The sequence below is a fragment of the Aquisalinus flavus genome, assembly GCF_014640095.1.
Taxonomy (GTDB): domain Bacteria; phylum Pseudomonadota; class Alphaproteobacteria; order Caulobacterales; family Parvularculaceae; genus Aquisalinus; species Aquisalinus flavus.
Genome location: NZ_BMGH01000001.1, coordinates 2,171,174 through 2,183,160 on the forward strand (window position 1 = coordinate 2,171,174; position 11,987 = coordinate 2,183,160).

The 11,987-nt window shown below is 64.3% G+C and carries 10 protein-coding genes and 1 riboswitch; all 10 genes read left to right on the plus strand.

Features of this window, described 5'->3' with window-relative positions:
- Nucleotides 1-88 precede the first annotated feature (88 nt).
- The 10 genes from IEV88_RS09975 to IEV88_RS10020 all read left to right on the plus strand — a co-directional run bounded on the left by IEV88_RS09975 (nucleotide 89) and on the right by IEV88_RS10020 (nucleotide 11,958).
- A complete protein-coding gene (locus IEV88_RS09975) occupies nucleotides 89-1,339 on the plus strand; it encodes a hydrolase (RefSeq protein ID WP_188158585.1) in 1,251 nt (416 codons plus the stop codon).
- 23 nt (nucleotides 1,340-1,362) lie between these two features.
- Nucleotides 1,363-2,385, plus strand: a complete 1,023-nt coding sequence (gene astA / locus IEV88_RS09980) for an arginine N-succinyltransferase (protein WP_188158584.1) — start codon at nucleotides 1,363-1,365, stop codon at nucleotides 2,383-2,385.
- On the plus strand, nucleotides 2,382-3,848 hold the full coding sequence (astD, locus tag IEV88_RS09985; RefSeq protein ID WP_188158583.1) for a succinylglutamate-semialdehyde dehydrogenase: 1,467 nt from the start codon (nucleotides 2,382-2,384) through the stop codon (nucleotides 3,846-3,848). The genes astA and astD overlap by 4 nt, the downstream gene beginning before the upstream one ends.
- A gap of 10 nt (nucleotides 3,849-3,858) precedes the next feature.
- The gene (astB, locus tag IEV88_RS09990) at nucleotides 3,859-5,202 is read left to right on the plus strand and encodes an N-succinylarginine dihydrolase (protein ID WP_188158582.1); all 1,344 of its coding nucleotides are present in this window, start codon (nucleotides 3,859-3,861) and stop codon (nucleotides 5,200-5,202) included.
- 247 nt (nucleotides 5,203-5,449) lie between these two features.
- Nucleotides 5,450-5,980 carry a hypothetical protein gene (locus tag IEV88_RS09995; RefSeq protein ID WP_188158581.1) on the plus strand — a complete coding sequence of 177 codons (531 nt, stop codon included), beginning with the start codon at nucleotides 5,450-5,452 and terminating at the stop codon, nucleotides 5,978-5,980.
- 127 nt (nucleotides 5,981-6,107) lie between these two features.
- Nucleotides 6,108-7,100, plus strand: a complete 993-nt coding sequence (locus IEV88_RS10000) for a glutathione S-transferase family protein (RefSeq protein ID WP_188158580.1) — start codon at nucleotides 6,108-6,110, stop codon at nucleotides 7,098-7,100.
- A gap of 68 nt (nucleotides 7,101-7,168) precedes the next feature.
- Nucleotides 7,169-7,357: riboswitch (cobalamin riboswitch) on the plus strand.
- Between the two features lie 154 nt (nucleotides 7,358-7,511).
- The gene (locus IEV88_RS10005; protein WP_188158579.1) at nucleotides 7,512-9,344 is read left to right on the plus strand and encodes a TonB-dependent receptor plug domain-containing protein; all 1,833 of its coding nucleotides are present in this window, start codon (nucleotides 7,512-7,514) and stop codon (nucleotides 9,342-9,344) included.
- A 1-nt stretch (nucleotide 9,345) separates the two neighbouring features.
- Nucleotides 9,346-10,200 (plus strand): ABC transporter substrate-binding protein, encoded by an 855-nt coding sequence (locus IEV88_RS10010; RefSeq protein ID WP_194420137.1) that lies wholly within the window; start codon nucleotides 9,346-9,348, stop codon nucleotides 10,198-10,200.
- Nucleotides 10,197-11,180, plus strand: coding sequence for a FecCD family ABC transporter permease (locus IEV88_RS10015; RefSeq protein ID WP_188158578.1), 984 nt, complete (start codon nucleotides 10,197-10,199; stop codon nucleotides 11,178-11,180). The genes IEV88_RS10010 and IEV88_RS10015 overlap by 4 nt, the downstream gene beginning before the upstream one ends.
- Complete coding sequence (locus tag IEV88_RS10020) at nucleotides 11,173-11,958, plus strand: ABC transporter ATP-binding protein (RefSeq protein ID WP_188158577.1); 786 nt, start codon at nucleotides 11,173-11,175, stop codon at nucleotides 11,956-11,958. The genes IEV88_RS10015 and IEV88_RS10020 overlap by 8 nt, the downstream gene beginning before the upstream one ends.
- Nucleotides 11,959-11,987: the final 29 nt, after the last annotated feature.

An 11,987-nucleotide genomic window follows, 5' to 3' on the forward strand; every position in this document is an offset into this window, starting at 1 on the left:
TGACGCCGCCGGGGTTGAAGCCTGCATTTAGGTCAGTGCCCGCGGGCAGCCATTGCCAAGACCTATAAAAGGCCTATCACTAGGGACCATGACAGCAAGAACTGACTTCAGGACACACCTGTCGGTCCTCGACGGTGCGACGGAACGCATGGTCGAGACGATCACCGGCTGGTCGAGTATCAATAGCGGCAGCGGCAATCTCGGCGGCATTGCCACGGTCGCGGACGCGGTCGTTCCGGCCTTCGAGGCGGCGGGGCTGACTAGCAGTTATCGCGAGCCGGACCCGGTGACCCATGTCGATGATGGCGGCAACATCATCGAGATTCCGCGCGGCGGCACATACCATTTCTCCAACCGCCCCGATGCCAACCGTCGCATCCTGCTGACCGGCCATCTCGACACGGTGTTCCCCAGGGACCATCCGTTCCAGAAGGTCAAACGCAAGAAAGACGAGCGCGGCGCCTTCCTGCACGGACCGGGGACCGCCGACATGAAGGGCGGTATCTGCGTCATGCTGGAAGCGATCAAGGCGTTCGAGCAGAGCCCGTTCGCGGAGGCTGTCGGCATCGACGTGCTGCTGAATTCCGACGAAGAGACCGGCTCCCATGCTTCCGCCGCCGCGCTGACCGAAAAGGCGCGCGGGGCCGATATCGGCCTCGTCTTCGAACCCGCCCTGCCCGACGGCACGCTCGCCGGGGCCCGTGCAGGCAGCGGGCATTATACCTTCACCGTGCGCGGCAGGCCGGCCCATGCGGGCCGCGAGTTCCATCTTGGCCGCAACGCCATTGTCGGCGCCGCGCGGGTGATCGCGGCGATCAACGATCTGAACGGCCAGCGCGAGGGCACGACGCTCAATCTCGGCGTCATCAATGGCGGCCAGGCGACCAATGTCGTGCCGGATATTTGCGTTGTACGGATGAATATTCGCGGACGCAGCCCGGAAGACCTGAAATGGGCCGATGAGAATATCCACCGCGTGATCGCGGCCGGCGGCTTCGGCGCGGATATCGCCGTCGAGCTGCATGGCGGCATCCACCGCCCGGTCAAGGCCGATGAGGGCGGCACCCGCGCCCTGTTCGAGCTGGTCAGGGCCGCTGGCGCCGATCTCGGTATCGGCATCGACTGGAAGCCGACCGGCGGCTGCTGCGATGGCAACAATCTCGCGGCGGCTGGCCTGCCCAATGTCGACACGCTGGGCGTCGTCGGCGGGGCGATCCACTCGCCCGACGAATATGCGATCATCGACAGTTTCGTGCCGCGCGCAAAACTCGCCAGCCTCGTCATGATGATGCTGGCCTCCGGCGAGGCCGCCTGGCCCGACCGGCTGACACCGCAATAGTTTTGAGACAGGAGACCCAAGGCATGGTTCGTGTTCGTCCAGCTGAACAGAATGACCTGCCCGCCCTGATGGAGCTGGCAAGCAAGACCGGCCGCGGCATGACCACCGTGCCGCAGTCGGAGCGCACGATGCTGCACCGCATCTATCTCTCGCAGGAGGCCTTCGCCCGCCCACGCCCGACCGAGAAAGGCGAGACTTTCTTCCTCGTCCTGGAAGATGACGGAGAAGTGGCAGGGATGTCCTGCATCTTCACCCATCTCGGCCATGAACGCCCGTTCTATTCCTATCGCATCTCGCATATCTCCAGCCATTCGCCGGAACTGGAACTGCGCACGGATGCGAATGTGCTGACGCTGGTCAATGATTTCCATGGCTATACCGAGATCGGCACGCTGTTTGTCGATCCGGACAAGCGCGGCGGCGGTGTCGGGCGGCTATTGTCCTTCTCGCGCTTCATGCTGATGGCCGCGAACCCGGGCCGCTTCGGCGACAAGATCATGGCGGAGATTCGCGGCTGGGCCGACGAGAATGGCAATTTCCCGTTCTGGGAGCATGTGGCGCGGAAATTCTTTCACCTGGAATTCGACGAGGCCGACAAGCGCAGCGCCAATGATTTCCGCTTCATCGCCGATTTGATGCCGAAATATCCGATCTATGCGGACCTTTTGCCCAAGGAAGCCCAGGCAGCCATCGGCAAGCCGCATGATTCCTCGCGCCCAGCGATGGAACTGCTGATGCGCCAGGGTTTTCATTATGAAGACCTGATCGACATCTTCGATGCAGGGCCGAGCCTGCAGGCGCGGATCGAGAACATCACGACGATCCGCAATGCCGAGCGCCGGCGCGTCGAGAAGGGCGCGGAGGTCAAGGCGGATATGCCGGCCCTCGTCGCCCGGATCGGCATGAGCGATTTTGCCTGTATCAGCGTCTATGTCGACGCCGTCGATGCCGACACCATCATCCTCAGTCAGGACCAGATCAGTGAACTGGGCGTGAAGGAGGGCGAGGAAGTGCTCGTCACGCCCGTGAAAGGACGCAAATCATGACCGACAGCCTGTTCATCGACGGCACGTGGAAAAAGGGATCGGGGGCTGAATTTTCCTCCATCGCGCCCGCTACCGGCGAGACCCTTTGGACCGGCACCATGGCCGGGCCGGATGACGTCGCGGCGGCCATCGCCGCTGCCCGCGCCGCATTCAAGCCCTGGGCAAGGAAGAGCGTCGACGAGCGCCTCGCCGTCATCAATGCCTTTGTCGAGGAGTTGAAAGAACACAAGGAGGAGATCGCCGCCGCCATCGCCCATGAGACCGGCAAGCCGCTATGGGATGCCCGCACCGAGGCCGGCGCGATGATCGGCAAGGCCGCGATTTCCGTACAGGCCTATGAGGAGCGCACGGGCACGAAGACCGGCGAGGCCGCCGGCGCGACCATGCGCCTTGCCCACCGCCCCCATGGCGTGATGGCGGTGATCGGTCCGTTCAACTTTCCGGGCCATTTGCCGAACGGCCACATTATTCCGGCGCTGCTGGCCGGGAACACGGTCGTGTTCAAGCCGAGCGAGCTGACGCCCATGGTGGCGGAAAAGACGCTGCAGCGCTGGGAAGCCGCTGGCCTGCCAGCCGGGGTGATCAACCTCGTCCAGGGCGGGCGCGAGGTCGCCGAGCAGTTGATCGCCGACGAGCGCGTCGCGGGCATCCTGTTTACCGGCGGCATTCATGCCGGCCGCGCGATCCACAAGGCGCTGGCAGGCCAGCCGGACAAGATCCTGGCGCTGGAGCTGGGCGGCAACAACCCGTTGATCGCCTGGGACGTGGAAGACAAGCAGGCGGCGGCGCGGATCATCCTGCGCTCTGCCTATATCACCTCAGGCCAGCGCTGCACCTGCGCGCGCCGCCTGATCGTTGAGGACAGCCCGGAGGGTGAGGCGCTGATCTCTGCCCTCGACAGCCTGCTCGGCAAGGTCCGCGTCGGCGCGCCGGATGCCGAACCCGAACCGTTCATGGGTCCGCTCGTCTCGGCCAGGGCCGCCGACGGGGTGATCCACGCGCAGGAGGAACTGATCGCCGGCGGCGCCAGGGCGGTGCGGCTGGCGACGATCACGGACCAGGGACCGGCCTTCGTCTCCCCCGGCCTGATCGACGTGACCGAGGTCAAGACCCGCAAGGATGAGGAAATCTTCGGGCCGGTGCTTCAGGTGATCCGTGTCAGGACTTTCGAGGAAGCGCTGGCGGAAGCCAATGATACCCGCTTTGGCCTCGCCGCCGGGCTGATCTCCGACAGCCATGCGCTGTTCGAGCGTTTCATTCACGAGATCAATGCCGGCATCGTCAACTGGAACCGCCAGACCACCGGTGCGTCCGGCGCGGCACCGTTCGGCGGTCCGGGCCTGTCGGGCAATCATCGCCCTGCCGGCTATTATGCCGCCGACTATGCCGCCTGGCCGATGGCGAGCCTGATCGCCGAAGGCAAGGTGACGGACGACGCGGTCACGCCCGGCATCGACGACTGAGGACCACATCATGAGCACAGCAAGCGAGATCAATTTCGACGGGCTGGTCGGGCCGACCCACAATTATGGCGGCCTGTCCATGGGCAACCTTGCCTCGATGACCAATTACGGCGCGGTGTCGAACCCGCGCGCGGCGGTGCTGCAGGGCCTCGACAAGATGCGTACCCTGATCAGGCTTGGCCTTACGCAAGGCGTGCTGCCGCCGCAGCTGCGCCCGCATTTGCCGACCCTGCGGGCCTTCGGCTTTACCGGTTCTGATGCTCAGATGATCGAGGCCGCCCATGCCGCCTCACCATCTTTCCTGTATAACACGGCGTCGGCCTCGTCCATGTGGACCGCCAATGCGGCGACGGTTTCGCCCAGCGCCGATACGCAGGATGGCACGGTGCATTTCACGCCCGCCAATCTCGGCTCGATGTTTCACCGCTCGATCGAGGCGGAGCAGACGGGCCGCGCCTTGAAGGCGATCTTCGCCGATGACAAGCACTTCACCCATCACGCGCCCCTGCCCTATGGCGGCGCGATGGGCGATGAGGGCGCAGCGAACCATGGCCGCTTGGCCGCCGCCCATGGCGAGGCAGGCGCTGAACTGTTCGTCTACGGACGCTCTGCCTTCGAGAAGCTGGAAGGGATGAAATTCCTGCCGCGCCAGGCGCTGGAAGTCTGCCACGCCGTCGCGACGAACCATAAACTGCGCTTCGAGAACACGATCATCACCCGCCAGTCGCGCAAGGCGATCGAGGCTGGCGCCTTTCATAATGATGTCGTCTCGGTGACCAATGGCCCCTGCCTGTTCTATCACGAGGAAGCGTTCGAGGATCTGGCCCGCACGCAGGCCGATATCCGCAAGGCATGCGAACCGCTGGGCTTCGAGCCGGTCTTCATCGAGGTGCCCGCCGCCGAGGTCTCGCTGGAAGATGCGGTCACCTCCTATCTGTTCAATTCGCAGCTCGTCACCCTGCCCGACGGCACGATGGCACTGATCCTGCCGACGGAGGCGGAGGAGAATCCGCGCACAAAGACCTTTGTCGACGGCATGCTGGAGAGCAATTCAAACCCGGTCTCCCAGGCGTTCTATCTCGACCTGAAGCAGAGCATGAAAAATGGCGGCGGGCCGGCCTGCCTGCGCCTGCGCATCGTGCTGACCGAAGCCGAACGGGCTGCGGTCTCGACCGGCGCGATCCTGACAGAGGACAGGATCACCGAGCTGGAGACATGGGCGGTCAGGCATTATCGCGACCAGCTTGCCCCGGCCGATCTCGGCGATCCGTTCCTGTACGAAGACAATTGCCGGGCGCTGGATGAGCTGACGCAGATCCTCGATCTCGGCCCCATCTACGACTTCCAGCGCTAGGCATTTATCCGGCCTGCCTCGATCAGCGCGGGACCGGAGAAAGCTCCTGCGTCTACTTCATGATGGCAGCTTTCATCTCCCCTTGGCGCGCCCGTCAACCGATTTTCCCGTAAAATCAGTATGTTCTGCTTGAGCCATTCCCTGACACGGGATTTTGGCGGTCAATTGCCAGTTTCGTGATCATTTGTGATTCGCCAGGACAGCCAAGGGAATGTAAAGTGATACCGGGCATTTATTGGAGAGAGACATGAGCCATTCCACCCCGTCCCGACCCGTCCGGATCGCGCTGTTCGGCGCCAGCCTGTTCATTTCGGCGATCTTCATCGACAGTCTGCGCTTCAAGTTTACCGGCCATCCGACCCCGGAGCATATCTTCACCACCCTGCGCGACTGGTCCGGCATCGGCCTGTTCTACCCGGCGGGCCCGTGGATCATCGGCATTGCCGAGCTTGCCGCCGCCGTGCTGCTGGTCGCGATCCCGGTCATCCTGTGGCTGACGAAAGGCGACAATCGCCTCGCCGCTCTGTCGCAGGCGCTGGGTGCGCTGATCGCCCTTGGCGTGATGACCGGCGCGATCACCTTTCACCTGTTCACGCCGCTCGGCATCGCCACCCCGACGGAATGGGAGAATGGCGTGATCGTGGAGGAGGGCTCGTTCCTGTTCATTGCCGCGTGCATCAGCTGGGTTTTTGCGCTGTTCATCCTGGTGCTGCGGGGCAAGGATGCCCTCGGCTATGGCCGCAGCCTGATCGCACCGCGCGGTGCGACCCTGGCCTGATACGCGCTGCGCACCGGTGTCTTCGCGTTTGCAGAACAGTCATTTGAGGAATCGAGACTGGGTTTGCGACTGATCGGCCCAATCTTGTGTTGATGAGGTAAATGCAAACTGTGAAGGAGACGACCTGATGGGACTTCTCGTCGACGGCAAATGGCAGGACAAATGGTACGATACCGATGAAACCGGCGGGCGCTTCAAGCGCTCCGAAAGCCAGTTCCGCAACTGGATCACGAAGGATGGCAGCGCCGGCCCGGATGGCAAGGCCGGTTTCAAGGCAGAGCCGGGACGCTATCACCTCTATGTCTCCTATGCCTGTCCCTGGGCGCACCGTACACTGATCTATCGCAGCCTGAAAGGGCTCGAGGAGATGATCGACATTTCCGTCGTCCACTGGCTGATGAAGGAGAACGGCTGGACGTTCAAACAGGACGATGATGGCGTTGTCGGCGACAAGCTGTTCGACAGCGACTTTTTCTATCAGGTCTATCTGAAGGCCGACCCCGGCTATTCCGGCCGGGTCACCGTCCCGGTCATCTGGGACAAGGAGCAGCAGACGATCGTCTCCAATGAATCCGCAGACATCGTCCGCATGTTCAACGATGCGTTTGATGATGTGGGTGCAACGCAAGGCGATTATTACCCGGAAGACAGGCGCAGCGAGATCGACGCCCTGAACGATCGCATTTATGACACATTGAATAATGGCGTCTACAAGTCCGGCTTCGCGACAAGACAGGACGCCTATGAGGAAGCGGTCGAGCCGCTGTTCGACACGATGAATTTCCTCGAGGATCGTCTGTCACGCCAACGCTTCCTGACCGGCGATCAGCCGACCGAAGCGGACTGGCGCCTGTTCCCGACGCTTTACAGGTTCGATCCGGTCTATTTCGGGCACTTCAAGTGTAATATCCGCAAACTGACAGATTATCCAAACCTGTGGGGGTACACCCGTGACCTGTATCAGTGGCCGGGCATTGCGGAGACGACCAATCTCGAGCATGCCAAACGCCATTACTACGAGAGCCACGACATGGTCAATCCGACCGGTGTGGTGCCTGTCGGCCCGGCCATGGATTTCGACGCGCCGCACAAGCGCGAGCGGCTGACCAGCGCGGCGTAGCGCTTCGCTCTCCATGTCCGGCGGCTTCATTGACAACGCCATTTATTGACAATGAAGCCGCCCTTCTGCATAGACTGGTCCCAGATGGTGCTCCGGTAACACGGCGCTAAGAGGGAACCCGGTGCGAATCCGGGACTGTGCCCGCAACTGTCAGCCGGGAGCTGACGGCCAATATGTCACTGGCGCGCCATGCGCCGGGAAGGCGGCCGTAAGCATTGATCGGTGAGTCAGGAAACCTGCCATCGCGTCGTTCGTGCCGGGGCCGGGTCCAGCCATTCGCGTACGGGAAAGTCTCTTTTCTCTGCAACGACAATCGAAAATCGAGCTCTGCCGCCGTGCACTCGCTGTGCGCGGCTTTTGTCATTGCTCCTTTCCGGTTGCGGCAGGCCGGGTCGGAAAAAGGAACGAGACATGAAACGACTATTGCTTCTGGCCAGTACCGCCAGCCTTCTATCTACCCTTCCCGCCATAGCCTTGCCGGCTTGTGCGCAGGATGATGCGGGCAAGGATGAAATCATCGTCGAGGGCACGCGCCTCGACCAACGTGTCACCGAGAACGGCTCGTCGGTGGCGATCATTACAGAAGAGATCCTGTCGCAATATACGTTCGTGGTCGACGCGCTGGCGACGGCGCCGGGCGTGACCGTGAACCAGAATGGCGGCTATGGCGGCGCTGCGAGCGTGCGCATCCGCGGCGCCGGCAGCGAACAGACCCTGGTGCTGATCGACGGCGTGGCGGTCAACGATCCGTCAGCGCCCGGCGGCGGCTATGATTTCGCCCGCCTCGACTCCGACCAGATCGCGCGGATCGAGATCCTGAAAGGCCCGCAATCGACCCTGTGGGGCACGGATGCCATCGGGGGGGTGGTCAACATCATCACCAAACGCCCGCAAGACGGCCTTGGCGCCACCCTGTTCGGCGAGGTCGGCTCCTTCGACACACGGCGCGGCGGGGCTGCCGTGACCGGCGCGAATGAAACGGGCGATTTCCGCCTGTCAGCTAGCAGGACGGATACGGACGGTATCTCCAAGGCCGACGAGGACAATGGCAACACCGAGGACGACGGCTATGAGATGACGACCCTTGCCGCGCGCGGCGGGCTGAACCTGCCGGCGGCGGCGCGCCTCGATGTAACGCTGCTCTATACCGATGCCGGGACGGAATTCGACAGCTTCGTGTTCGGGGCCGAGGGCAATGTCGGCGATGGCGGCGAGACGAGCGAGACGGAAGAGTTTTCCGGCAATGTCTCCCTCTCCGTGCCGCTGTTCGACGGCAAGCTGGAAAACCAGCTCGTCGCCGGGTTCGCCGACATCGAGCGGGTGAATTTTACCGCCGGGGCCGAAAGCTTCTCCGCCAAAGGCGAACGCAGCCTGTTGCGCTATCAGGGCACGCTGACAATCGATGCGAAGAGCACACTCGCCTTCGGGGCAGAGCAGGAAGAGACGCGTGCTGACGGTGACGAGACCTCGATCACCGGCCTGTTCGCGCTCTATGAGCTCAAGCCCATCGACAGCCTGACCCTGACGGCAGGCCTGCGCAATGACGATCACGATCGCTTCGGCGCGGAGACGACGGGCCGCGCCGCCGTGGCCTGGACACCGCGCGAGACAGTGACTATGCGGGCAAGCTGGGGCCAGGGCTTCAAGGCACCGACCCTGTTCCAGACGACTTTTCTATGCTGCGGCCTGACGGAACCGGCAATGGACCTGGCACCCGAGACATCCGAAGGGGTCGATATCGGGGTCGACCTGCGCACGCCTGGCGGTCGCGGTTCGGCAAGTGTCAGCGTATTCGCGCAAGACACGGAAAATCTCATCACCTTCAATATCGGGCGCTATGAGAATATCGCGGAGGCGACGTCACGCGGCATCGAGCTGGCGGGGGAGTATCGCCTGACCGGCTGGCTCAGTCTCGGCGGGACCTATGCCTATATCGAAGCCGAGGATGGTGACGGCAACGAGCTGATCCGTGTGCCGCCCCATAGCGCGACACTGCGCGCCGGCATCGATCCGGAGGGGCCGTTCTCCGGCAGCGTCGATCTGCGCCATACCGGCGAGCAGATGGATTCGACCGGTCCGGTCGATGGCTGGACGCGGGTCGACCTGAACGGCGCCTATGATCTGAGCGAGACGCTGGAGCTGTATGGCCGGGTCGAGAACCTGTTCGATGCCGATTACCAGCAGCTGCTCGGTTATGGCACTCCGGGTCTTTCCGGATCGGCCGGGATCAGGGTAAGGCTCTGACATGATCAAGAGGCTGACGATCATCGCTGTCTCGCTTGCTGCCTGTGCCGCCCCGGCGGACGAGGCAGCGAGCCCGGGAGAGAGCGAGGCCCCGCGCCGGATCGTCAGCCTCGATTATTGCGCCGACCAATATGTGCTGGCGCTGGCCGGGCGCGAGGATATCCTCGCGCTCTCGCCATACGCCGAAGAGGATTATTCCTATCTGCGCGAGGAAGCCTCGGGGCTCGCCAAGGTGCGCCCGGTCGCGGAGGACGTGCTTGCCCTGAAGCCTGACCTGATCGTGCGCAGCTATGGCGGCGGGCCGCAGGCTGCCGAATCCTTCGAGAAAGCCGGCATACCGGTCGTGCAGATCGGTTACGCCGCGACGCTGGCCGATGTGCCGGCTGTGCTGGAACAGGCATCGGCCGATCTGCAGGCGGAGGAAAAGGGCGCGGAAATCAGCCGCGACTATCGCGCCCGGCTCAATGCCATCGTTCCGCAGGCGAAGCCCAGAACCGTCCTCTACATGACCTCCGGCGGGGTCACCACCGGGCCCGGCACCATGATCGACGAGATGTTTGCCGCCGCAGGCCTTGTCAATTTCGAGACCCGCCCCGGCTGGCATGCATTGCCGCTGGAGCGGCTGGCGCAGGAACAGCCCGATCTTGTCGCCAGCGCCTTTTACGAGACGGGGACGGGCTACATGGATGCGTGGAGCGCCAGCGGTCACCCTGTTGCGCGGCGGCAATTGCGCGAGCGTCCGGTCGTGCGCCTCGACAGCGCCTGGACCGCCTGTGGCGGCTGGTTCCTGATCGAGGCGATCGAGGCGCTGGCAGAAGCGCCGGATGGTGGCGCCCCCTCTGGAGACGATGCATGACCCGCTGGCTCCTCCCGTCTCTCCTCGTTGCCAGCATCGCCGTGCTGTTGGCGGCCTGCTTTCTCGGCTCGACGCCGATGGCGGTTCCCCGTGTGCTCTCCGCGCTGGTCGGGGGTGGCGCGGCCGGCGATGCGATCATCGTCTGGCAGATCCGCCTGCCCCGGGCGCTCGCCGCCTATGTGGTTGGCGCTGCGCTGGCGATCAGCGGGGCGGCGCTGCAGGGATTGCTGCGGAACCCGCTGGCCGAACCCGGCGTACTTGGCGTCACCGCCACCGCCTCGCTGGGGGCGACCTTCTCGCTTTACTACGGCCTGACCGCCCTGTCGGTCTGGGTGCTGCCGCTGAGCGCAATCGCCGGGGCGCTTGCCGCCACCGCGTTCATCGCCATGGCGGCGATCCGCATACGGCACATGGTGACGCTGATCCTGATCGGTGTCGGCATGGCGAGCTTCGCCGGGGCGCTGATGTCACTGCTGATGAATTTCGCGCCGAACCCATTCTCCCTGTCCGACATGATCAACTGGATGCTCGGGTCAGTCGCCAATCGCGGGCTCGATGACATCGCCCTTGCTGCGCCCTTCATGATCGCCGGGCTAGCACTGCTATTCGCCACGAAGCGCGGCCTCTCCGCCCTGACGCTCGGTGAGGAAGCGGCCCATGGCATCGGTCTCGACCTGCGGCGCCAGCGCCTTGCCGTCATCGCCGGGACCGGTCTTGCCACCGGCGCGGCGGTCGCCATTGCCGGCGGCATCGGCTTCATCGGTATCGTCGCACCGCATCTCGTCCGCCCGCTGACAGGCCATGACCCGGCCCGCAGCCTGCTACCGTCCGGCCTGCTTGGCGGCGTCATTCTGGTGCTTGCCGATATCGCCGTGCGCCTGTTGCCGACTACCAGTGAGCTGAAACTCGGCGTCGTCGCGGCCCTGATCGGCGCGCCGGCCTTTGTCTGGATCGCGATGCGGAGGCGCGCCCATGGCTGAGCTCGTCGCAAGCAACCTGAGCGTCGCCGCCGGCGGCAGGACGATCCTGGCAGAGGCGTCTGTCACGCTGCGGCAAGGCGAGCTCGTCGCCTTGCTCGGCCCGAACGGGGCAGGCAAGACGACGCTGGCGCGGGCGATGCTGGGGGTGGAGACGCAGACGGGATCATCCCGGCTCGATGGCATGGCGATCACATCGCTCTCGCCAATCGACCGTGCCCGGATGATTGCCTATCTGCCGCAGATCCGCCCGCTGGCCTGGCCCGCCACCGTGCGCGATGTCGTCGCCCTCGGCCGTTATGCCCATGGCGCCGCCATCGGGCGGCTGACGGGCCGCGATGCCGAGGCCGTCGACGGGGCGCTGAGCGCCTGCGATCTCCAGCCCCTCGCCAACCGGTCGACGGACACGCTGTCCGGCGGCGAGCTGGCGCGGGTGCATCTGGCCCGGGCCTTTGCCGCCGGGACGCCGCTGATGATTGCCGACGAACCGGTCGCGGCCCTCGATCCGCGCCACCAGTTCCAGACCATGAGCCTGCTGCGCCGCTACGTCGATGACGGTAGCGGTGCGCTCGTCATCCTGCACGATATCGCGCTGGCCGCGCGCTTCGCTGACCGTCTTGTCTGGATGAAGGATGGCCGCATCCTCGCCGACGGGCCTGTCAGCGAGACCCTGACGGAGGCGCGGCTTGAAGAGGTCTATGGCATCCACGCCCGGATAATCGAGAGCGCGGACGGACCAGCGATCATCGTGCGCTCACCGGTTGCGCAGGACCGGCCCTGACGGGGGAGTGGCATCCGCCGCGCAGCCGC

Excerpts from the sequence above, each read along its gene's own strand:
- IEV88_RS09975 (WP_188158585.1), top strand. The coding sequence starts at position 89 with ATGACAGCAAGAACTGACTTCAGGACACACCTGTCGGTCCTCGACGGT.
- astA (WP_188158584.1), top strand. The coding sequence starts at position 1,363 with ATGGTTCGTGTTCGTCCAGCTGAACAGAATGACCTGCCCGCCCTGATG.
- astD (WP_188158583.1), top strand. The coding sequence starts at position 2,382 with ATGACCGACAGCCTGTTCATCGACGGCACGTGGAAAAAGGGATCGGGG.
- astB (WP_188158582.1), top strand. The coding sequence starts at position 3,859 with ATGAGCACAGCAAGCGAGATCAATTTCGACGGGCTGGTCGGGCCGACC.
- IEV88_RS09995 (WP_188158581.1), top strand. The coding sequence starts at position 5,450 with ATGAGCCATTCCACCCCGTCCCGACCCGTCCGGATCGCGCTGTTCGGC.
- IEV88_RS10000 (WP_188158580.1), top strand. The coding sequence starts at position 6,108 with ATGGGACTTCTCGTCGACGGCAAATGGCAGGACAAATGGTACGATACC.
- IEV88_RS10005 (WP_188158579.1), top strand. The coding sequence starts at position 7,512 with ATGAAACGACTATTGCTTCTGGCCAGTACCGCCAGCCTTCTATCTACC.
- IEV88_RS10010 (WP_194420137.1), top strand. The coding sequence starts at position 9,346 with ATGATCAAGAGGCTGACGATCATCGCTGTCTCGCTTGCTGCCTGTGCC.
- IEV88_RS10015 (WP_188158578.1), top strand. The coding sequence starts at position 10,197 with ATGACCCGCTGGCTCCTCCCGTCTCTCCTCGTTGCCAGCATCGCCGTG.
- IEV88_RS10020 (WP_188158577.1), top strand. The coding sequence starts at position 11,173 with ATGGCTGAGCTCGTCGCAAGCAACCTGAGCGTCGCCGCCGGCGGCAGG.